The 21,955-nt window shown below is 35.8% G+C and carries 19 protein-coding genes; 13 read left to right on the top strand and 6 right to left on the bottom strand.

The window, feature by feature from the left end; all coding sequences use genetic code 11:
* Window positions 1-25 precede the first annotated feature (25 nt).
* The 5 genes from FHR29_RS01315 (at window position 26) to FHR29_RS01335 (ending at window position 6,864) form a co-directional block, all read left to right on the top strand.
* Complete coding sequence (locus FHR29_RS01315) at window positions 26-733, top strand: RraA family protein (protein WP_132770214.1); 708 nt, start codon at window positions 26-28, stop codon at window positions 731-733.
* 86 nt (window positions 734-819) lie between these two features.
* Window positions 820-3,720, top strand: a complete 2,901-nt coding sequence (locus FHR29_RS01320) for a glycoside hydrolase family 2 protein (protein ID WP_183911922.1) — start codon at window positions 820-822, stop codon at window positions 3,718-3,720.
* A 161-nt stretch (window positions 3,721-3,881) separates the two neighbouring features.
* Window positions 3,882-5,048, top strand: a complete 1,167-nt coding sequence (locus tag FHR29_RS01325) for a mandelate racemase/muconate lactonizing enzyme family protein (protein WP_132770210.1) — start codon at window positions 3,882-3,884, stop codon at window positions 5,046-5,048.
* 8 nt (window positions 5,049-5,056) lie between these two features.
* Complete coding sequence (locus FHR29_RS01330; RefSeq protein WP_183911924.1) at window positions 5,057-5,845, top strand: SDR family NAD(P)-dependent oxidoreductase; 789 nt, start codon at window positions 5,057-5,059, stop codon at window positions 5,843-5,845.
* A gap of 179 nt (window positions 5,846-6,024) precedes the next feature.
* A complete protein-coding gene (locus FHR29_RS01335) occupies window positions 6,025-6,864 on the top strand; it encodes an SMP-30/gluconolactonase/LRE family protein (protein ID WP_183911926.1) in 840 nt (279 codons plus the stop codon).
* A gap of 70 nt (window positions 6,865-6,934) precedes the next feature.
* On the opposite strand, the gene FHR29_RS01340 is transcribed toward FHR29_RS01335, so the two are convergent.
* Complete coding sequence (locus FHR29_RS01340) at window positions 6,935-7,846, bottom strand: AraC family transcriptional regulator (protein WP_168127410.1); 912 nt, start codon at window positions 7,844-7,846, stop codon at window positions 6,935-6,937.
* A 291-nt stretch (window positions 7,847-8,137) separates the two neighbouring features.
* On the opposite strand from FHR29_RS01340, the gene FHR29_RS01345 reads away from it, so the two are divergent.
* The 5 genes from FHR29_RS01345 (at window position 8,138) to FHR29_RS01365 (ending at window position 13,259) form a co-directional block, all read left to right on the top strand.
* Window positions 8,138-9,046, top strand: a complete 909-nt coding sequence (locus FHR29_RS01345) for an AraC family transcriptional regulator (RefSeq protein ID WP_168127411.1) — start codon at window positions 8,138-8,140, stop codon at window positions 9,044-9,046.
* Window positions 9,047-9,112: 66 nt separating this feature from the next.
* On the top strand, window positions 9,113-10,423 hold the full coding sequence (locus FHR29_RS01350; RefSeq protein WP_183911928.1) for a sugar porter family MFS transporter: 1,311 nt from the start codon (window positions 9,113-9,115) through the stop codon (window positions 10,421-10,423).
* 115 nt (window positions 10,424-10,538) lie between these two features.
* Window positions 10,539-11,327 carry an SDR family NAD(P)-dependent oxidoreductase gene (locus tag FHR29_RS01355; protein ID WP_183911930.1) on the top strand — a complete coding sequence of 263 codons (789 nt, stop codon included), beginning with the start codon at window positions 10,539-10,541 and terminating at the stop codon, window positions 11,325-11,327.
* A 3-nt stretch (window positions 11,328-11,330) separates the two neighbouring features.
* Window positions 11,331-12,479, top strand: coding sequence for a galactonate dehydratase (gene dgoD / locus FHR29_RS01360; RefSeq protein WP_183911932.1), 1,149 nt, complete (start codon window positions 11,331-11,333; stop codon window positions 12,477-12,479).
* Window positions 12,480-12,497: 18 nt separating this feature from the next.
* A complete protein-coding gene (locus FHR29_RS01365) occupies window positions 12,498-13,259 on the top strand; it encodes an HpcH/HpaI aldolase/citrate lyase family protein (protein WP_183911934.1) in 762 nt (253 codons plus the stop codon).
* Between the two features lie 82 nt (window positions 13,260-13,341).
* Here FHR29_RS01365 and FHR29_RS01370 read toward each other — a convergent pair whose 3' ends face one another.
* From FHR29_RS01370 to FHR29_RS01385, 4 genes are read right to left on the bottom strand one after another with little or no spacing between them, the layout of a single operon-like run.
* Window positions 13,342-14,145: a hypothetical protein gene (locus tag FHR29_RS01370; protein WP_183911936.1), complete on the bottom strand. Its 804-nt coding sequence runs from the start codon at window positions 14,143-14,145 to the stop codon at window positions 13,342-13,344.
* Between the two features lie 25 nt (window positions 14,146-14,170).
* Entirely contained in the window at window positions 14,171-16,657 is a 2,487-nt protein-coding gene (locus FHR29_RS01375; RefSeq protein WP_183911938.1) for a TonB-dependent receptor, read from the bottom strand.
* The gene (locus FHR29_RS01380) at window positions 16,650-17,591 is read right to left on the bottom strand and encodes a FecR family protein (RefSeq protein ID WP_183911940.1); all 942 of its coding nucleotides are present in this window, start codon (window positions 17,589-17,591) and stop codon (window positions 16,650-16,652) included. The genes FHR29_RS01375 and FHR29_RS01380 overlap by 8 nt, the downstream gene beginning before the upstream one ends.
* 46 nt (window positions 17,592-17,637) lie before the next feature.
* A complete protein-coding gene (locus FHR29_RS01385) occupies window positions 17,638-18,180 on the bottom strand; it encodes an RNA polymerase sigma-70 factor (protein WP_132842088.1) in 543 nt (180 codons plus the stop codon).
* Window positions 18,181-18,403: 223 nt separating this feature from the next.
* Here FHR29_RS01385 and FHR29_RS01390 point away from each other — a divergent pair, with 223 nt between their 5' ends.
* Window positions 18,404-19,027, top strand: coding sequence for a hypothetical protein (locus tag FHR29_RS01390; RefSeq protein ID WP_183911942.1), 624 nt, complete (start codon window positions 18,404-18,406; stop codon window positions 19,025-19,027).
* A 441-nt stretch (window positions 19,028-19,468) separates the two neighbouring features.
* Here FHR29_RS01390 and FHR29_RS01395 read toward each other — a convergent pair whose 3' ends face one another.
* Window positions 19,469-19,822, bottom strand: coding sequence for a DUF4372 domain-containing protein (locus FHR29_RS01395; protein ID WP_409321883.1), 354 nt, complete (start codon window positions 19,820-19,822; stop codon window positions 19,469-19,471).
* A gap of 610 nt (window positions 19,823-20,432) precedes the next feature.
* Here FHR29_RS01395 and FHR29_RS01400 point away from each other — a divergent pair.
* Window positions 20,433-21,515 (top strand): hypothetical protein, encoded by a 1,083-nt coding sequence (locus FHR29_RS01400; RefSeq protein ID WP_183911944.1) that lies wholly within the window; start codon window positions 20,433-20,435, stop codon window positions 21,513-21,515.
* 18 nt (window positions 21,516-21,533) lie between these two features.
* On the top strand, window positions 21,534-21,914 hold the full coding sequence (locus tag FHR29_RS26790; RefSeq protein ID WP_183916473.1) for a TlpA disulfide reductase family protein: 381 nt from the start codon (window positions 21,534-21,536) through the stop codon (window positions 21,912-21,914).
* The last annotated feature ends 41 nt before the right edge of the window (window positions 21,915-21,955 follow it).

Raw genomic sequence — 21,955 nt, forward strand, 5'->3', positions numbered from 1 at the left:
TAATAGCAATAATAAAAAATATAAAATGGAGACAAATTTGCAAGTAGAGTGGAACAATGATAAGGAATTATTCGCGCTGATCCGCAGAGAATTATTTACAGCAGTCATTGGTGATATTATGGATAAGATGGGGATGTACCATCAGTTTTTACCACCAAATATCCGTTCCATTCGTGACGATATGTTTGTTGTAGGAAGAGCAATGACTGTATTGGAAGCCGATGTAAGTTCATTGGGAGAGTCAACATCTAAAAATCCGGTTCTAGCTAAAACCTTTGGTTATATGCTGGAAGCTTTGGATGATCTTAAAGAGGATGAAATCTATATTTGTAGTGGTTCATCACCGAGCTATGCACTATGGGGCGAGATTATGAGTGCACGAGCAAAAATGCTGGGTGCTGCAGGTGCTATTGTAAATGGCTATTCTAGAGATACGAATGGTATATTAGCACTAGATTTCCCTTGTTTCTCAATGGGTAATTATGCACAGGATCAAGCTCCTCGTGGTAAGGTGATTGATTGGAGAGTGCCAATATGCATCAACAATATTATGATTCAAGATGGAGATATTTTAATCGGAGATATTGATGGTGTTTGTTTGGTGCCGAAGGAGCATGAAGTCGAAGTTTTTACTCGGGCATTGGAAAAAGCTCGAAGTGAAAAAGTTGTTCTGAAAAAGGTTTTAGAGGGTATGGGTGCTAAGGAAGCTTTTGATACCTATGGTATCATGTAATAAGCTTTTTGTTACTCATCAAAGATCGATTTTTCTAAAATTATACATAAACCGAGCGTGTGAGCTCAAGATGTAATGTTATTCCGATGAATATAAAAAAGATTAACGCAGTAATGGTTGTGCTGCTACTGGGGTTTGGACACTTGGGTCTAGCGCAGCAAAGTGCTAACATAAAAATACTTTCTCCTTTACCTGCGAAGGTGGAAGGTATCGATCAACCGCAGATCTCATTAAATGGAGTATGGTCCTTTCGGGTTGAAAATGGAAAACCGGCGACTATAAAAGTTCCTGGTGAATGGGAAATGCAAGGATATGAGGTTAAAGCGGGTGAAAAAGCGGTTTATGAAAAACAGATTTCTATTCCCGAATCTTGGGAAGGTAAACGTATTGCTCTAAAATTTGATGCTGTTAGTTCAAATGCTGTGGTGAAAATGAATGGGCAATATATAGGAGAACATGAGGGAGGTTTTGTTGCTTTTGAAATGGATGTTACGAAAGCAGTGAAGTCTGGTACTAACGTCTTGACTGTTGAGGTACGTGCCAATACGATCAGTGATATTCTTTCGTGTGTGTCCCAGTACGCAGCGCATACGGTTGGCGGTATTTTGAGGAAAGTGACTTTATTTGCGCTTCCTGAGACTCATGTTGCTGATTTAGATGTGAAGGTTAAATTTGATCCTAAATATCAAGATGCTAAACTTCATTTGCAAGCACTTGTGGCTAATAATACATCCGGAAATCAAAATCTAGCTATTCAATATACGCTAAAAGATAAAAGTGGTAAAACTGTTTTTGAAAAGAAAACAGCTAAAAAATCGGCGATAGGAAATCAGACAATACCGTTTGATTTGGATATTCAGGTATCAAAGCCTAAGCATTGGACTGCTGAAAGTCCGTATTTGTATGAATTGACTACTTCATTGTTGAATGGAACTCAAGTGGTACAATCGAATGTACAAAAAGTTGGTTTCCGTGACATTAAGATTCGAGGTAATGAACTTTTGGTTAATGGTCGTCCGGTTAAGTTGAAAGGGGTAAACCGTCATGCTGTACATCCGTTAATGGGTAGAGCATCTGATCCGGTTTTGGATAGAAAAGATGTTGAAGTATTTTTAGCGGGTAATCTCAACTATATCCGTACTTCACACTACCCACCTTCGGAAGAGTTTTTAAATGCGGCAGATGAACTGGGCTTGTATGTAGAAAGTGAATCGGCTCTAAACTGGATACAGCACCACGCTTCACCTATCTGGCGTCATTGGAATTATCAAGATCCGAAATTTTTGCCTACAATGCTACGTGCAAATATGGATAATGTCGTGAGTAATAGAAAGCATCCATCTATCATCTTCTGGTCATTGGGTAATGAATCTAGGTGGAGTGATTTATGGGCTGAGGTAAACAAGACCGTAAAAGCGTTGGATAAAACCCGACCTACTGTATTTCATGATCAAACTTGGGGAAGTTTTAACAATGCTGGTAGTAAAGCTGATATTGCTAATTATCACTATCCCGGAATTAATGGACCAAAGGCTACAGATACAATGAGCAGACCTACTTTGTTTGGTGAATACGCGCATTTATCGGATTATAATAGAAGAGAACTATTGACGGACCCAGGGGTAAGAGATGCATTTAATGCACCAATGGTCACTTATTTTGACTCGATGTATGTTCATAAAGGTAATTTAGGCGGAGCAATTTGGAGTGGTATTGATGATACTTTCCATATGCCGGATGGACGAATTGTAGGTTATGGACCTTGGGGACCAATTGATGGCTGGAGAAGAGAAAAACCAGAATATTTTGGGATGAAAAAAGCCTATTCTCCAGTACGTATTTCTAATTTGAAAAGTAATTCCAATAATATCACCTTCGATGTTGAAAATCGTTATGATTTCCGTTCATTAAAAGATGTGGAAATAAAAGTGATGGTTGATGGTAAATTAATTCCGGTAACTTCTAATCTGCAAGCTCGTTCAGCAGGTAAACTTGTTGTCCCAAATGCTTCGGGTGTATTCAATAAGGTTGAAATTATCGTCAATGATGATCGAGGTTTTGAGGTTGAACATGAGATTTTTGAAACGCCAAAAGTAGTAACAGTAAATGGAACAGCTAAAGCGTTAGCTTTGAAACAGGATTCGGCATTTGTTTATATTACCCAAGGAGATGTTGTGTATACCATCAGCAAAACTTATGGATTAATGACTGCTGCTAGAACTTCTGGTGAACAAGTCCTTTCCAAAGGACCATCTGTGGCGATTATCGCTGCAAATGCTGAGGATGGTGGAAAACCAAATGTAGCAGGGGAGACGTATCAAAATAATATATACCCGATCAAGCATTATGAGCAATACACTTTGTTTGCTACACAGGTACAGGCTCGGGATGATAAAGATAGTATCGTTGTCGATTTGAATCTGACGTATCAACAAGGTACAGGTAAGCAACAGTTCATTTTTACAAAAGAAGGTCTGTTTAAAACAAACTATGAGATGAATTATCAGGCTGGTGAAGTTTCTGTTTATCAATATGGTTTAATGTTAGAACTACCTTTGCACTATGATGAACTTAAGTGGTCTAGAAAAGGAGATTTCTCTTATTATCCAGAAAATCATATTGGTCGTAATAATGGTGTAGCGAAGTTAAATGCGAATAACGTATATGAGGTTGAAGCGCATGGCGAGCCGGTTGCGAAAGCTTGGAAAGATGATGCAAATACGATGGGATCAAATGATTTTAGGTCTACAAAGGCTAGGGTGATAACCGCTTCTTTAACGACTGTTGATCGTAAACAGGTGAATCTATTAGCTACAGGCAAGCAAGCTTCCCGTACCTGGAAACAGGATGAACATATTCAATGGTTAGTTGCTGATTATACAAATAGCGGTTCTGAGCCCTTTTATGGAAGTCCCTTTACAGACGGTCGGATTACGCTTAAAAAAGGTGATGTGATAAAAGGAAGTATGATTTTACAGATTGATTAATACGTAACTTTATATAGAAAAATAGGCATAAACTCTCTTTAGAAGAGTTTATGCCTAAATGAATGAAAATGGACTAGTTATATAGTTCTTGAAAATTAAGAAAAGTGTAACGAGCTGAGGATGTCGTTGAAAAAAAATAGACTCATAAATAATATATTCAAATGAAAATAGTTGATGTAAAAGTCTGGTTGGTAGAGGGAGTAAAATACAACTGGACACTATTAAAAATTTATACGGATACAGGTCATACTGGTGTTGGGGAAGCAACAAATTGGCCAGGAAGTCCTTTGGTGTTTGAAGCAGCAAAACATGTAGGTCAGCGTATAATCGGTTTAGATCCGATGCGGACTGACTTTATATGGACAAAGCTCTACCGCGATTTAAATTGGGTTGGTCCCTACGGTGCTAGTATGTGTGCCATCAGTGGAATAGATATGGCGCTCTTGGATTTAAAAGCTAAAGTGTTAGGAGTGCCTTGTTACGAATTGTTGGGAGGCGCTTTCCGTAAAGATATTTTGCTTTATGCTAATTATTGGTTCACTGGTGGTGGACATAATGGCGAAGATTATGCCGCACAAGCGCTTAAAGTAAAAGAAGCTGGTTTTACCGGCCTTAAATTTGATCCATTTGCGCATACTAATTATTTATATGGAGAAGATCTTGCTCCTAATTTAACCTTGACTTCGGAGCAGCAGGATTTAGCATTTAATGTGAGTAAAGCTGTACGTGATGCCGTTGGTCCTGATTTTGATATTATGATCGAGACACATGCGATGTTGAATTATCGGGTTGCAGTGAAGATGGCACAACGCCTATCAGCATTAGATATTACCTGGTATGAAGAACCTGCAGGTCCGGAAAGTGCGGATACTTTACGAGCTATGCGTGAACGGATTCCTTCAAACGTATCTATTTGTGTCGGTGAACGTCACTATACAAGACATGGTATCCGACCTGTTTTAGAAAAAAATATCTGTGATATTATGATGCCCGATATTACCCGTTGTGGAGGACCATCCGAAATGAAGCGTATGGCAACGATGATGGAGGCTTATAATGTTTTGTTAGCGCCACATAATCCAAATGGTCCACTGTCCACTTTGGCTAGCGCACATGTATGTGCTTCTGTGCCGAACTTCTTTAGACAGGAATTTATGTTTAACGATGTTGCTTGGAGAGATACTGTTATCGATCATCCAATTGCGGATATGGTTCAAAATGGTGTTCTTTCATTAAGTGACAGACCTGGATTAGGAGTGGATCTGGTAGAAGAGGAGATGGAAAAACATCCAGGAATATTAGAACCAAGACCTGGATTTTACGTTTAATAGTTACGATGGCATTATCAATTGATTTAAAAGGGAAGACTGTATTAGTCACGGGAGGGATATCTGGTATTGGACTTGGTACTTCTATCTTATTTGCTCAAGCCGGAGCTCGCGTTATTGTATGCGCAGAGCAACCTGCTGATGGAGTGCAGGTACAATACTATCGACAACAGATGAAGGTCTATACTGATGATGCAATTTATTATCAGGTGGATTTAACCAAGGCTATGGAGATTCAACTGTTCGCAGATGAGTTGCTTCAAAGTTATGGAAAACTTGATGTAGTCGTTTCTAATGCAGGAATGAATGTGTTTGATACTGTTGAAAACTGTGATCAGGAAAAATGGGATCTCAATCAACATCTTAATCTTGAATCACACTGGCAGGTGGGAAAAAAAATGAAACCATTACTAGATCAAGCTGAGCAAGGTGTTTTTATTATCATGACATCTAATCATGCTTATTCTTCTATGAAAGGTTGTTTTCCATACAATGTAGCTAAAGCAGGGTTATTGGCTATGGTGAAGGCCATGGCTATTGAATGGGCTCCTCATATTCGTACTGTAGGTATTGCTCCGGGGTTTATTGATACACCTGGAAATCAAAAATGGTTTGATTCTTTTGATGATGCGGACAAAGCAAGAGCTTCTACCGTGGCGCTTCATCCTGTGAAACGTTTAGGAACCCCTGAGGAAATCGGTGCTTGGTGTGTGTTTTTAGCGAGCGATTATGCAGCGTTTGCGAATGGAACGACCTACCTTATTGATGGTGGCAGAAGTGCTTTGATGCAAGACTAAGGGAAACGGTTAAATACATAAGATTATACATCTTTATGATATTTTAGTATATGGTAAAGGATTGGATAAGTTGGTAGTTTTACTCCTCTGATCCAATCCTTTTACGTTTAATCGGATTTAAGATAACACCATCTAAGTGATAAACTGAGTTTAGTAAACTCAAACATAATTATATTCTAATGAAAAATGCACAATTATTGGTCAAATCAACCTGTCAATTAGGAGAAAGTATTTTATGGGATAAGCGTAATGCTAGTATCTATTGGGTTGACATCTTAGGTAAACAAATTTATAAACATAAGTTTGGTGGTGAACAGACGAGTATCTGGAATTTGGATGACTATGTCAGTAAAATTGTATTGAATGATCGTCTCGGTTTTATCTTAGGCATGCAGGGGATGTTGGCATCTTGGGAAGAAGCTACAAATATAGTAAAACCTATTATTGATATTCCGCACGAGAATGGTCAGATCCGAACAAACGATGGTGGTCTGGATCCGGACGGTAATTTTTGGATCGGAACAATGCATATGGATGCCATTTCTGGGCGTGGAAAGTTATATTGTTATAAAGATCAAAAACTGCATGTCATGCTTGATGCGGTCTCTATACCTAATGGAATTGTATGGAGCGGGAAATTACCCTATACTTATTTTATTGATACTTTTACTAATGAAATACGTCGGTATGATTTTACAAAAGATACTAATGAAACTGCTCATTATGATGTGTTGGTTAAAATTCCATCGGAATACGGTTCTCCGGATGGTATGTGTATAGGTCCTGATGGAAACTTGTGGGTTGCCCATTGGGGAGGGTACGGCGTATACTGTTGGGATATAAATACAGGCAAGCTTTTAGATAGAATATATGTTGATGCACCCCATGTTACTTCTTGTGTTTTTGGCGGACCTAATAATCAGGATTTGTTTATTTCAACGGCAAAAGTAGGACTAGACGAACAGCAACTTTTGAAATACCCTAATAGTGGTTCGGTTTTCCATTATAAAATATCGTAAAAAAATTGAATGCGACTTATCATACTCTATGAAAGTGTGATAAGTTGTATTTCGTTTTATCAATCAATGCTTATTGATTGATTTGCTCGGTCGGTATGTAATATTGCTGACGATAAATTTTGGGAGTGATACCCATTTCTTTGTTAAAACTTCTTGAAAAATGATAAGGATCAAAATACCCTAACTTAAAAGCGATTTCTTTTATTTTATAGGATGAATATTTTAGATATTGACATGCTTGTTCGAGTCGGATCCGATTATAATAGGTCATTGGTGAGCTATTCATCTTTTCTGTAAAAAGTCGTGTAAGATGTGAAGACGAATAACCTATCAAGTTAGATAATTCCTGAAGTGTTAGCTTTTTTTCTAAATTTTCTTTCATAATTGCAATGCACTTATTCATGATATTTTCGCTATTCAGACGACTATTACGAAGATATTGCTCTTGATACTTTAAGGATGCTAAGAAGTAAAGAAGTGTAAAACTAATATAATCCAATGTCTCTGCATGATAACCAAATTTCAAATTTTCATAAATATTATGAAAAAGATCTAGGCTGTGTTTTTTGCTCTGTGGACCTGTATTTTTTAATGCAAGTGGTTTACCTTTTAAGGATTGAACTAATCCACTATCTTCTCCTTTGAAATGTAACCAATAGATGCTCCATGGATTGCTATCTCTACTTCCGTAGCTATGTGCCTCGCCTGCAGGTATAAGGTAATAGGTATCCGCTGATAAATGTACTGTTCTATTTTCATGTGTTACCCATCCCATACCCTCTGAACAATAGATGAGAATATGTTCGTTGCATCCCTGATCTCTGTTTCTAAGATGATACCTAGCTTCAGGATAATAGCCAATATGGGTAATAAATAGATTTTTTTTAGCTGGTAGCAGTTTCTGCATTTGTAGAATATCCAATGGTAATGCTATCGCTTCTTCTCCTTTAAATCCTTCAGAAATAGAAATTTTTTTAGTCATAATTAGTCGGATTGTTTTCGATGGTTATAACATGTCTTTACAATTTAAACTAGAGGTACAAGCTATTTTATGAATAATTTTCAAATCTTCAATATGCAATTTTGAAGCGCTTAAATCTATATTTTCATCATAATAGGGGCCCTAGTTATAAAGGTGTATTTATTAGGGATTATTGTTACCTTTGGTAATATGCTTATAATCGTTTTGCTTTACCAAAGATAATGTTGGTTTAACATGAATAGATAGCGTAAATTTTCATTTACATGGATTATTTTCTTTTATAAATTTGAAATGAAGAAATTTGAAAATAAAAAAGATGGCTTTGATGGCGAGGTGTGCGTTGTCGTTCCCCCAATTGTTGTTAAACAGAATAGTTTGGAAAAAATTTCTGGTAATTTTTACATTACAGATATTGGTTATTTTCCAAAAGCAAGGTTTCATTACCGCCAACGAGAAGAAGGATGTATGCAACATATTCTGATCCATTGCGTGGATGGGAGAGGAGAAGTTTCTATTGGCAACGACTTATACCATATCCAGGCGAATGAATATATTTTAATTCCGGCCAATACTGCACATACCTATCAAGCGGATCATAATAATCCATGGACAATTTACTGGATACATTTTAATGGTAGAAATGCCGGAGATATTGTGGATGGTATATATAAGAATGTTTTGCTTAACAAAAATTCATTTGTCTTTGGAGAAGAAATGAAATCTATTTTTGAGAAGATGTACACATTACTTTTAAAAGGATATGGTCGTGAGATTATGGAATGTCTAACGATGACTTTACCTTATTTTTTAAGTGGATATCTTCATCGTGAGATTTCTAGTAATTGGCAACTGGAGAATAAAGGGGATATTATAAATAGCTCCATCTTATACCTTAAAACTAATTTTAGTACAAAAATTAGTTTAAAAGATATTGCTGCTAATAGTAATCTTTCTGTTTCACATTTTTCAAAGCTCTTTAAAATGCGTACTGGTTATTCTCCGATTGAATATCTAAATCACCTTAAAGTACAGAAAGCCTGTTATATGTTGCAGTTTTCGGATAGCAGGATATCGGAGATTTCATTCGATCTCGGTTTTGAGGATCAATATTATTTTTCAAGACTTTTTAAAGATCATATGGGTGTATCGCCTTCTCACTATCGTAACAGTGTTAAATTGGATGAGAATATAATCCATTAATTCACACGAATTATACATCCTTAAGTTTGTATCTCTTTCTAATTTAGTCATTCTAAAACCAAGTTTATGAATGCTAGAGAAAGTAAGGTATTATTATATAGTTTGATTGCCTCTTTAGGAGGCCTGCTGTTTGGCTTTGATATTGCCATCTTTTCGGGGACTATACCTTTTATTGTGCCACATTTTAACCTTGAACCTGATCAGTTGGGCTGGGTGGCAAGTTGTTTGTACGTTGGTTGTATCTTTGGGGCTATGGCCTTTGGAAGAATCGCACAGCGATTAGGAAGAAAGCCTTCTTTAATTCTAGTATCCCTCATTTTTATTGTATCCTCTATTTTCATGGGAATAGCCAATAACATTGATAGTATTATCTTTTGGCGTATTGTGGCCGGGTTTAGTGTCGGCGGAGCTTCTATTCTGTCACCACTTTATATTGCGGAAATAAGTCCGCAGAAGATCCGTGGTAAAATGGTTTCCTTAAATCAGATGGCTATTGTAATTGGAATTTTGTTGGCATATCTGTCCAATTATTTTCTTTCAGGAATAGAAGGGAATTGGCGATGGATGTTTATAAGTGGGGCAGTTCCTGCAACCGCTTTTTTGATCGCATCATTTTTCTTTCCGGAGAGTCCAAAATGGCTGATTTATAAGGGTAGACTTGCCGAAGGTAAACGTATTCTTGAAAATACCGTAGATGAGAAGGAATTGGTTAATGAGCTGGAATATTTACAGAGTCAAAATACGAAGGGAAAAGATTCTATCGGCGCGATCTATCGCTCCATCTTTCAAAAACCACATTCTTTTTTGTTACTGATAGCTATCGTAATCGCTGTTTTTCAGCAAATATCGGGTGCTAATGCGGTCTTGTTTTATGCACCAATTATTTTTGAAAAAGTTGGTATGGACGTTGAAAATCAATTGTTAATACAGATTTTGATTGGTTCGGTCAATCTGTTGTTCACATTGGTTGCTATTCGAACAGTCGATAAAGTTGGACGAAAAAAACTGATGATGATAGGTGCAGGTACCATGGCAATTTTATTGCTCTTGATTGGGCTTTCTTTCCAAGGTGATTTCATTCCTCAAAAATTTGTAAGTGTACTTGTTCTTCTTTTTATTGGAACATATGCGGCGACATTGGCACCGGTTACCTGGGTTATTATTGCTGAAATTTTTCCATTAAGAATAAGAGAACAGGCCATGTCCATTGCTTCTGCCTTTTTGTGGGTTGCATGTTTCGGAATTACTTATGTTTTTCCAGTCATGATTGCCACATTGACCACATTTCAGACATTTACCATATTCGGTGGTTTATGTGCGATCTATTTCTTATTCCTGTGGCTTTATGTGCCAGAAACTAAAAATAATCGGGTCTAACATCATTGAGATGTTTTAATTGGTGAAAATTTAAACTCCATGAGTTGAAAATGTATTTAGCCTTCAGACGCTAAAGAATTATATAAATATTAATAAACAAGCACACATTATTTTAATGAACGAAGTAAAAGATAAAGTCGTCATCGTCACGGGGGCAGGGAAAGGTATTGGAGAGGGTATTGCAACATACTTCGCTGCATGTGGTGCTAAAGTCGTCATCGCTACCATTAACAATCAGGAAGGTGAAGATCTACAAAAAAAACTGACTGATAAAGGTTATCAGGCTTATGCTGTACAAACTGATGTTTGTTCTGAAGAGAGTGTGATCAATATGATTGCAAAGACAGAACAATTTTTTGGATCGATCGATATATTGATCAACAATGCGGGTATTACGTTGTTTAAATCAATTTTGGAGGCTACAATAGAGGACTGGGATAGCGTTATTAATACGGATTTGAGAGGTGTATTTTTGTGTACTAAGTATGTTGCCCAGAGTATGATAAAGCATGCTAGCCATGGATCAATTATTAACATATCTTCTAATCATGCTTTCAGAACTTTGCCCGATACAGAAATGTATGCAGCAGCTAAAGGCGGGGTCAATGCCATGACAAGAAGTATGGCGCTAAGTCTCGGGAAATATGGAATCAGGGTTAACTGTGTATGTCCCGGGTTTACGGATACTTACCACTATCAAAACTGGTTGGCTGATAAGGATAATCCATCACAAGTCGAGGCTGATGTTGTGAAATTGCATGCAACTGGTAAAATTTCGACACCATTAGATATTGCTCATATGGTTGCGTTTTTAGCTGGTGAAGCAAGTTCTAATATAACAGGTGGTGAATTTATGGTTGATGGAGGATTGACTGCTGGTCTTTATCATGCGGATAAATTTTAATCTATGAAAATAATAGCATACGAGCTTTTTAAAGTACCACCGAGATGGTTGTTTTTAAAAATCGTCACAGACGAAGGGATAATCGGTTGGGGTGAACCTGTTTTAGAAGGTAAAGCGGACACGGTATGTGCTGCCGTGCGTGAGCTTATGGATACACTTATCGGTAAAAATCCGATGGATATTGAAGACCACTGGAATATGATGTATCGAGGTGGGTTTTACCGTGGGGGGCCTATTCTCATGAGTGCAATAGCAGGCATAGATCAAGCACTTTGGGATATTAAAGGTAAATTTTATAATGCACCAATTTATGAATTACTTGGAGGGAAATGCCGTACCGAGATTGAAGTTTACTCATGGGTAGGTGGCGACGAACCACAGGTTATTTTGGAGGAAATTCAAAAGGTGGTTGATCTCGGTTTTCGGACGATAAAAATAAATGGCACCAATAGCATGCGCTATTTGGATTCTTATGCTGAAATCGATGCGCTTTTGGAGCGGATGGCTTTGATAAGAGAGCGCTTTGGTAATCAGATCAATGTCGGAATTGATTTTCATGGTCGGGTACACAAACCTATGGCTAAGATATTGGTTAAAAAATTGGAAGAGTACAATCCTATATTTATTGAAGAGCCACTGCTTTCTGAAAATATGGAAGGCATAGAGCAATTGGCAAAATTGACCCATATTCCTATTGCACTAGGAGAGAGACTTTTTTCACGCTGGGATTTTAAGCGGGTATTGGAGAGTAGAGCTGTTGATATTATCCAGCCTGACCTTTCTCATGCTGGAGGGATTACGGAATGCCGTAAAATTGCGTCTATGGCGGAGGCTTATGATGTGGCAGTGGCTCCTCATTGTCCTCTAGGACCTATAGCACTTGCTGCCTGTCTGCAATTGGATGCTGTGGCTCACAATGCTGCGATACAGGAGCAGAGTCTAGGTATTCATTACAACACTTCTAACGATCTTCTCGACTATGTCTCGAATAGTGAGGTTTTTTCATATGAAAGAGGGATGGTAAAGATACCAAGTGGTCCCGGATTAGGTATCACGGTTGATGAAGATTATGTTAAAAAGATGAGCTTGATTGGTCATGACTGGCATAATCCAATATGGAGAAATGAGGATGGTTCAATAGCCGAATGGTAGTTTATAAAGATTAAGATTATGAATTTTGAAGATAAATTGAAAAATAAGGAAGTGGTGATCGGACCCTTTTCTAAGACCTCTGATGCGGGGATGATTGAAGCGATGGGATATGCGGGTTTTGATTTTATAATCATTGATTTGGAACATGGACCTAATGATGTTTTAAACGCGCAAAATTTGGTTCGAGCGGCTGAGATTTCACATACTTTCCCTATTATCCGTGTTGCTGAAAATGGCCCAACGGAGATTGGAAAAGCGCTCGATATTGGTGCAAAGGGAGTGCAAGTTCCTCAGATTACAAATGCTGATGAAGCAAAGCAAGCTGTTCAGTATGCTAAATTTGCACCATTGGGTATGCGGGGTGTGTGCCGCTTTGTACGTGCGGCAGCGTATTCCAATACAGACCGATTTGAGTACTTTAAATCGGCAAATGATAACTATTTGATTTTGCAACTGGAAGGGGCTGAGGCTATTCAAAATGTGGATGAAATTATTGAAGTGGAAGGTGTTGATGTAATTTTTATAGGTCCCTATGATCTGTCTCAGGCTTTGGGTGTGAGCGGTCAGATCAACCATCCTTTGGTACTGGAAAAGATGAAAGTTATTATTGATAAATGTCGGACAAAGGGATTAGCAACCGGTGTATTTACGGATAACTTGAAAGATGCTAAATCGTGGATCCAATTAGGTGTCAATTATATTTCTTATTCGGTAGATGTCGGTATTATTCAAGAAGCTTCGAAAGCGATTTTGCAAGAGCTGACTTCCAAGAATGGATAGTTATAGAAATTTCCTTTACTATGAGCTGATTGTTATAGTAAAGGAGATTTTTTCTTCGTTTTTTAAGATCTATTGTATCGCTTTAATCGATATAAACGATACGCTCCACTGCGGTTCCCAATATGCCTACACCTCCAGTGATATTTCCCTTGTTCGTAAGAACTTCTTCTTCTGAATTACCCTGTTTGATATTTGTATAATTATAATAATATTGATAAAATGTGGGGTCAACAGCTTGAACAATGCCTTTGTATTCGGTATTGTTATTATCTGCGGAGATTTGAAAATCAATGCTTGCTTCAGTGGTTTTCGGTATAAAAAGTTTGGAGTAAGGTATTTGCAGTTCTCTGTATTTTACATTGTCTGTCTGCATACTTTTAGTAGCTATTGTAGCCTCCTGCCAGTCATCTGAATATATTCTTTCTTTGTTGGCCCCTATAGTATAATTTCTCAACATCATTTTTAGGATAAAACACTGAGGTTTTGGGCTTTTAATCGTTAGTGTCATGTCTGACGTTTTTGTGTTTTTTCTTGTAATTTGAGTATTATAGGAAAAGGGGACTTGTACTTTTGCTTGAATTTTTTCTGATGCTACTGAGATATTGAGGGTATAGTTCATTCCATATTCCAGTGCCATTTTATCATTGACCCAATAACCATTTTGCTCATGTTGATAAACAATTGTTTTACTTTCATTTTTTAGAGATACTGATGCTTGCTGTATTGCTTGAGGCTTTGTCTGTTGATTTAAATTACCCGTTCTTGAAAGGTGTAATATTGATTTTCCGTTTACAATTAAAAGACCATTTACTGCAATTTTGGTCTGATCTGTTAAAGTAATTTTATTTTCTTTTTCACAGCCTAAAAGCATGAATGAAAAGATCATGATAGGATATCTTAAATTTTGGATTTTAAAAAACATAGGTATAGCCCACATAAGGTAAAAATTTAAAAGGATCTACTTGATTGACTATTATTTGATTGTCTTCAATACTTGTCGTTGTAATAATGGGTGCCGGTCTACCGATAATATTATTAATACCAAACCTCAAGTGTGATCGTCGTGAATTATGGTATAATTTGGTATACGCTAATCCAATGTTCAGACTGTAATTATCTTTGAGTTTGTAGTTTTGTATATCTTCGGCATATAATTGGTATTCTTCTGGATTTTGACTGTTTTCAAGTATTTCGTCTAAATCAGGAATGTTATAAGAAGGAACGGTAATTCTTTTACCTGTCCGGTAAGTAAAGAGGAACGAAGTCTGCCATCTAGAACTGAGGTCTATGGTCATCGAATAGTTAAACTGATTGCGTATATCACTTGGTGAAATAAAATATTGGCCATTATTGATCTGTGCAAAAGATGATTCAGCCTTACTCAGGGTATACGATGCCTGAATGTTGATGGTATTAAATTTTTGATTATAATCAATTTCTAATCCTTTACTTCTCCCTATTCCCGAGAGAAGCCGATTTTGCCACGCTATATTTTCATCTGGTTCATCAAATAATGATTGAAAAGGTCTTGACATCAATATGTTTCTTAAATTTCTGCTATATATACCAATATTTATATTGCCATCTGATGGGAAAATATATCTGTAGCTTAATTCGTAAGTGGAGGATGCTTCAGGTGGTAAATTTGCTGAACTGGGTGCTCTAAATTCATTGGGAATGGTTATGCCCGGCTGTGTTATTTGATGATAAAATTGTGCCATGTAGGCGTAAGAGGCTGAAAAATAATTTGAACCGTCAACCTTGAATACTAATGAGCTGCGTGGTTGAAAAGATTCGTAGGTTTTTTGTTTGACTAAAAATGTCACCAAATGTAATCCTGCTCTTAGTTTCAGTCGATCACTGATAGAAATATCATTATCTGAATAGATACTGATCTGTGTTGTGTGTTGGATGCTACCCTCTTCGTCATTTTGGTAGCGCGATTTAAATTTGCTATCATTAAATCGAACTCCCCAATAACTGGACACATTATTATTCCACCTGTAATTTATTTCGTTATTTAACGCTAGGTCACTGATCTGGTTATAAGAGTTGTTGTCTATGTCAGTGATTAGTTTATTTGTAAATCTACTAAAGGTCATGGAAGTATTATAAAACAATCGATTATTAATGACTTTGTTTAATCTAGTCGATACCAATGCATTTCCCCATTGCAGTAGAAATGGAGTTTCAGATTCTTTAAAACCTAAACTTATACGATCACTACCTAAATAAGTAGATAAATACAGATGTGTTGTGGAATCAATTTTGTAATTAATTTTAAAGTTTGCATCATAAAGATAGTACTTGAGGTCAATATCTTTATCAATTACTTGGGTAATTGCATCAATCCAGCTTCTTCTTATACTGGACATGAAAGACACTTTGTGTTTAACAATGGGGCCTTCTACCATGGCTGAACTTGTAATTACTCCGACGTTGGCTACACCATGAAACTCCTCCATATTTCCTTCTTTCATCTTGACATCAATGACAGATGAGAGCCGCCCCTCAAAGCGGGACGGGAAAGCGCCTTTGTAAAAGCTGATGTGCTTAATGGCATCGTTGTTGAAAATAGATAATAAGTCTCCAAAATGGCTGTAATTATACACCGGTATTCCATCTAACAAAACTAAATTTTGATCATTACTGCCTCCTCTAACAGACATATTACTTCCACTTGTTCCTCCAGAAACTCCTGAATACATTTGAATAGTTCGTAAAGGATCGGCCTGTCCTAGTAGCAACGGAATACTGCTAGCGGTATTAGGGCTGATTGTATGTCCGTCCCAGGTTCTAGTATCTTTCTTTTCTACTTTAATTTCTGTTAGTGTTATTCCGGATCCTAACTGAAAATGATGTGTAAAGGAGGATGTGATTTTTAATGAATCCAATTGGGAGGTGTATCCGATGTGGCTGACCTTTAATACATACTTTCCATCGGGTAATTCTAGACTGTAAAATCCATAATCATTGCTGCTAACAGAAATAGATGTGCCTACGATATTAATATTCGCATACGGTATAGGCTCTCTGCTGTTTTTTAAGTACACATATCCACTTAAGATATTTTTATTAATCTTCGCATTAGTGGGTCTATGGAGTAAGATTTTGTTTTCTTGATCTGTTATCTGAATCTGTTCGTCCTTAAGGATGATCTCTAAGAGCTTTTTAATAATGTAAGTTCCTGGTTTTATTTGAACTACACGTAATAGTTTTATTTGATCATTGCTATAGGACAGTGATATTCCTTGATCTATTATTGTTGATAGATAGGATCCAACAGTACCCTCAGCCAATTTAATATGAACCTTCTGGTTGAGAATGCTACGTTGTTGCGTTAAAGCACTTTTCCATTGGAAAAGTACAATAAGACAACAAAGGATATATCTATTCATTTTTACAAGTTAAAGCTGTAATGAAAATTTCATTACCTGCAATACTATATTTAAGACCAAATAATAATTCAAGCTCTTTCAGTACTTTTTCAATTGGAAGATCTTTATATTCCGAGGTCAATGTACACCAGGTTGCTGGTGGATTTGTGATCTTTATCTGTATGTTGTAGTACTTTTCTAATGTTTTAAAAACTTGTTGTAGCGAAGTGTTATTAAATATGAGTGTATTAGTCTGCCATGCTAATTGATTAGCCTGAATTTCTTTTTTCATGGGATTACCATTTTCTATTTCTACAGCCTGACCGGGGAGTAAAATAAGGGGCGATTTGTCCTGGACTTCCACCTTTACTTTTCCGGTTATTACCGTTACATTTTTTTGTTTATCGCTATTTTTAATATAAAATGATGTACCCAAAACCGTGACTTTTAAAGAATCTGAGTCTACGACAAAAGGGTGTTCTTCTTCGCGTTTGACCTCAAAGAATGCTTCTCCTTTTAGGTTTATTTCCCGCTTCCCAAAATATCTACGCTTGTACGCGATGCTCGAGTTTTCATTAAGTGTTATTAATGAACCATCATATAGTTGTACGTGTTTAACTTCTCCTGTCAAGGTTTGTGTAGTAATCGTATTTAGAAAATAATACCATATTCCACAAAAGGAGATGATTAATATTGCGGCAGCGGCAATATTCCAATTACGCAGGTAGATCGGTTTTTTCTCAAGATGAAGTTTATTACTAATGGTATCCCAAGCATTTGAAGGATTATAAGGATGCTCTAATGCTGTTGTGTTGGCATCAGCCCATGCTATACGTAGTTTTAAATACTCTTCTTTGTTTTGATTAATCCATGCCTGTACTTCAGTTTCTTCGGCAGAACTGGTCTCATTAACAAAGTGCTTAGCTAAGAGTATATTTATATCTTCAAATTCCATTTTTCTCTAATTAATATTTAATAAAACGCCGTTTTTTTTAAAAACCCTATTCCCCAATTTTATTCCAGATATATAATAATAAAATAAGAATGAGAATTGCATGTTTTTTTATAAATTCTCGCATGTGCTTAATGGCTTTTCCCATTTGATTTTCGACCGTTTTAATCGATATATTTAATTTCTCTGCTATCTGTTTGTAAGTTAGGTTTTCGACTCTACTTAATGTGAAGACTTCTCTGCATTTTGGCGGAAGTCCGTCCATTGCTTCTTGAATTAATTTTTGTACGTCACGCTCTGGCTGTTCTATGTACGGTTCGTCTGCCACTTCTAATGTCAGTTCATCTGTAGATATATTGTATATTTTTTTTCGTAGGATCGTGATACAGCGATTTCTTACTGCAGTGAAAAGATAATATTTTGCTGCTGGATCGCTAATCATATCTCTTTTTATCTCCCAAAAGCGTATGAGTACCTCCTGTACAACGTCCTTGCTCTCATCGTGATCAGAGAGATATTTGAAAGCATAGTTGCAAAGCGACTGATAGTGTGTGTAGAAAAGGGATTTAAATGCTCTGCTTTCTGTATTCATATAATAGAAGTAACGTTCAAAAATACTAATTCTGATTTTAATAAATATGATCAATTAAAATAATACGATCATATAACTGTCTGTTCTATAATGTGTGATTCTGTTTTTTTTATTTTTTTTTAAAAAAATAAGCAGTTGAAATAGGGGTTTTTAAAATAGCAGCGTATTTATAGCAAAGCCAGATATTCTGGTGTAAAATAATCAAAACAAAAAAAATTAAAACATGAAAAATTCATTTATTATTTTAGCAATTGCGCTCTTCTTTTCGTTTACAACAGCTTCAGCACAAACGCAGACATCAACAGGGAAACATGATTTTCGTATTACTTACAGCGATGCTACTACACTAAAATTAGGATCAGAAATAGCAGATATACTCGGAACAAGTCTTGTCTCTGGCTTAACTGGTGGAACTGGCTATAAAATAAAAGATAGCAAAGCAATTGGAATGCTAGGCTTGCGTTATACGTATCAGTTTTCTGATCGTTTTAGAGCAGGTTTGGATGCCGGATATTTAAAAATGGATAGAACTTTGGTAGAAAAAGATAAATCTGACAATTCAGCTGTTTATAAATCAAATCAGCATGTAATCGTGGTCATGCCAACAGCAGAGTTTTCTTACATTAAAACTTCATTCATTAATTTTTATGGTTCTGCTAGTGCAGGAGGAATCCTGATCGCGACTCCGGATCAACCTAAAGAAAAAATAAAAGGAGGAACAGATATGTCATTTGCATTTCAAGTAAATCCATTAGGATTGAGAATTGGTAATCAATTAGGTGGTTTTGCGGAATTAGGATTTGGCCATAAAGGTATCGCTACCGTCGGAATAAGTTACCAGTTTTAAGTTAGTAAACTTTAAGAATCACCAAGGTTTACTGACATGAACCTTGGTGATTTTTTGTATGATATTGATAATTCTAAGTGGGTGCAGTTTTTATAATTTTTTGATAGTAACCTTGAATTGCCTTAGTTTCTTTTCTCTTTTATAAATTTACTTTTGTCCTTAATAAAGTTTAGATACGAATTTTCATTCAAAGAAACATCTGTTTTATATCATTATAATTTTGATCTTAGTTTTTAGTCTTAAAAGATGTGTAGCTGCTTATTTTCCCTTTAACTGGCGTCCTGATAAAAGGTTCATCTATCTATTGCCAAACATTTATTTTCACAAAGATATTCATCCTTATAAATCCCACGAGATTGGATAAATTCCAGTTGTATTTAGCTTTTTTTTGAAGGTATTTGAGTAGTAATATGCCAATCAATGAAGTCTATATCTGGATCATTACCGCATTTCAGAAGTACCCACAAATGATGATATTTTTAAGCGTTGTTTCAGATGTTTGAAGAAGATCTCAATCTGCCATCGCTGTTTGTAAATGTTTGCTACCAGTGAGGCCTTCCACCCCGTATTATTGGTCAGAAAATGATTCAGATTACCGGTAGTACTGCGCAAGCCATTACTGATATCCCGAACTGAATCTGCAGAAGAAAAATGGCAGAATAACATGCTCGTAAGATGCGTCCAACTGTTGATCCCTTTGCAATTTTTATCACTCTTGTGTTTAGCGACCAAATCTTTGACTAATTCGCGGTCGATAAGAGATAAAATCTGACTAAAAATATTTAAATTTACCATTGGCGGTGTGTTTAAGTTTGGCGATTTAAATATAGCAACTTTGCTATAGCAAAACACCGCCACTTTTAAACGTTTACGAAACTGCCTTGATTATTATTTCTTTGAATAAATCTGTGTTTAAGTGTTTTTTGGTTAAAATAGTTTGATGATAAGGTATAATTGATTTAGTTTTTCAGGGAAAGGAAATTTATATTTGAATTATCAGTTTGCTGTTAACCAATTAAATAGTTTATATCTTAAGGGTGTGAATATAAATTATTTTAAAATTTATAGCTAATGAGTGTGAGAAAATTTATATAATGGTTAATTATCTATACAAGTATAACTCAAAAACAAATGAGCATTATTTTTACGTGATATAACAATGTAGATACTGAAGATATAAATATAAGTTCGAGTGATGATGTTGACAGTCAATTTCTGAATGATATTTTGGGTAAAAGTATATTTAAAGAATGGATCTGTAGTGCTAAATGACTTAGAGTTTTAGATAGGTACTATTGTCAAATTTGCTCATCTATAAAATAATAGAGATGAACTCAATATGTAGTTAGTGATGAATATAACTTGTTTATAAATATTAATTTAAAGACGATAACCTAAAAGTGTTATGATCAAAAATACTGTATTTTTTTTGTCAATTTTTGTCTTTCCGCTTACGACATTCTGCCAACTTGCTGATTATACTAACAGCGGTTATACATCTTTGACTATTAAGTTTTCTGGCAAATATCCTCATGATAAGCCAATCTCTACTCCAATGCTATCAAATTTATTATTAAGCGACAAGCCAGTAAAGTTTGAACAAATAAACGACTCAACATACTTTATGTCATATTATACTTTAGGGCCATCGTTATTATATTTCATGTATAAAAACAATTACTGCAAACCCATATTATTACCTAATCATGATGATGTCCTAAATATCAATTATATTGATTCAGCACAATATACTATGGATTATCAAGGGCTGTTCCGGGAAAATTTCAAATACTCTAAAGAATTTGGTGAGATGATTAGAGAAGCAATATTTACAGGACCTTATTTTATAAATAAAAGTTCTAAAGATTTACGATCAGCAAACACATACAGAGATTATACCTTGGCAGAGACCCAACGTATGATAACTTCTCTAACAAAAAGTATCCCATCGAACCGTGTAAAAGAAGAATTTAAATTTAATATGGAAGTAGCGACTAAGCAACTTTTCCTATTTGAATCTTATAAAGCTCGCGCATATAATGAAGTTGAAACCGATTCAGGAAGTGTACGTGTTCCCCTCGAGCGAGATATATCCTATTATCACGGGATGGACATATCAAGTCATGCAAATATAGAAAGATTGATAATTTCCCCATATAGGTTATATCAAATGGTACGCAAGGATTCTCTTTTGAATTTACCCAATATTAATGAGACCAATCCCGAGACTTATCTAAGTAAGTTGAAGAATCTATTTGATTTTGAGGTAAAAGACACTAAAAATGTTTTTTATGATTTAATGATTGCCGGAGCCTATATGGATCAGATTAACCTAGGCAATGCACTTACAGCAACTCAAAGAAGTGAAGTACTTAAATTTTTCAAAAATAAAAAAATAAGCAATTATATCATTCATCACAATGATCTGATTTCAAAAAAGACGGAAAGAAGAGCAAGGGAATATTACTTATTTTATGATAAATCGTAGGAATCAGTATTTCAAGATATTTTAGTTCGTTATAAAGGTAAAGTCATTGTTGTAGATTTCTGGGCTACCTGGTGTGGCCCATGTATTGAAGCTTCCGGTAAAATCAAGACTGTAAAAGAAAAGTTTTCCGAAGATGAGGTCGTATTTGTCTACCTAACGGATGAAACTTCTGAACAATCTAGATGGAAGGAGTTTGCCAACTTCACTGGTGGTGAACACTATTATTTATATAATAATCAATCCAAAATTATTAATAAAGAGTTTTTAATAGAGGCACTTCCCAGCTATCTCATCTTTGGGAAGGATGGTAAACTTGTGGAAAAATACTTGGGTGGATATATGGGTAATGATATATTAACAGAACGGATTAAAACGGAATTGAAAATAAAGCTATTATAATCAAATATTTATTGTTTTTATTTCTTTAACATTTAGTCTTG

It is taken from the genome of Sphingobacterium sp. JUb56 (assembly GCF_014191365.1).
Taxonomy (GTDB): domain Bacteria; phylum Bacteroidota; class Bacteroidia; order Sphingobacteriales; family Sphingobacteriaceae; genus Sphingobacterium; species Sphingobacterium anhuiense.

Coding starts and splice junctions, on each gene's coding strand:
- FHR29_RS01315 (WP_132770214.1), top strand. CDS start 26: ATGGAGACAAATTTGCAAGTAGAGTGGAACAATGATAAGGAATTATTC.
- FHR29_RS01320 (WP_183911922.1), top strand. CDS start 820: ATGAATATAAAAAAGATTAACGCAGTAATGGTTGTGCTGCTACTGGGG.
- FHR29_RS01325 (WP_132770210.1), top strand. CDS start 3,882: ATGAAAATAGTTGATGTAAAAGTCTGGTTGGTAGAGGGAGTAAAATAC.
- FHR29_RS01330 (WP_183911924.1), top strand. CDS start 5,057: ATGGCATTATCAATTGATTTAAAAGGGAAGACTGTATTAGTCACGGGA.
- FHR29_RS01335 (WP_183911926.1), top strand. CDS start 6,025: ATGAAAAATGCACAATTATTGGTCAAATCAACCTGTCAATTAGGAGAA.
- FHR29_RS01340 (WP_168127410.1), bottom strand. CDS start 7,846: ATGACTAAAAAAATTTCTATTTCTGAAGGATTTAAAGGAGAAGAAGCG.
- FHR29_RS01345 (WP_168127411.1), top strand. CDS start 8,138: ATGAAGAAATTTGAAAATAAAAAAGATGGCTTTGATGGCGAGGTGTGC.
- FHR29_RS01350 (WP_183911928.1), top strand. CDS start 9,113: ATGAATGCTAGAGAAAGTAAGGTATTATTATATAGTTTGATTGCCTCT.
- FHR29_RS01355 (WP_183911930.1), top strand. CDS start 10,539: ATGAACGAAGTAAAAGATAAAGTCGTCATCGTCACGGGGGCAGGGAAA.
- dgoD (WP_183911932.1), top strand. CDS start 11,331: ATGAAAATAATAGCATACGAGCTTTTTAAAGTACCACCGAGATGGTTG.
- FHR29_RS01365 (WP_183911934.1), top strand. CDS start 12,498: ATGAATTTTGAAGATAAATTGAAAAATAAGGAAGTGGTGATCGGACCC.
- FHR29_RS01370 (WP_183911936.1), bottom strand. CDS start 14,145: ATGATCTTTTCATTCATGCTTTTAGGCTGTGAAAAAGAAAATAAAATT.
- FHR29_RS01375 (WP_183911938.1), bottom strand. CDS start 16,657: ATGAATAGATATATCCTTTGTTGTCTTATTGTACTTTTCCAATGGAAA.
- FHR29_RS01380 (WP_183911940.1), bottom strand. CDS start 17,591: ATGGAATTTGAAGATATAAATATACTCTTAGCTAAGCACTTTGTTAAT.
- FHR29_RS01385 (WP_132842088.1), bottom strand. CDS start 18,180: ATGAATACAGAAAGCAGAGCATTTAAATCCCTTTTCTACACACACTAT.
- FHR29_RS01390 (WP_183911942.1), top strand. CDS start 18,404: ATGAAAAATTCATTTATTATTTTAGCAATTGCGCTCTTCTTTTCGTTT.
- FHR29_RS01395 (WP_409321883.1), bottom strand. CDS start 19,822: ATGGTAAATTTAAATATTTTTAGTCAGATTTTATCTCTTATCGACCGC.
- FHR29_RS01400 (WP_183911944.1), top strand. CDS start 20,433: ATGATCAAAAATACTGTATTTTTTTTGTCAATTTTTGTCTTTCCGCTT.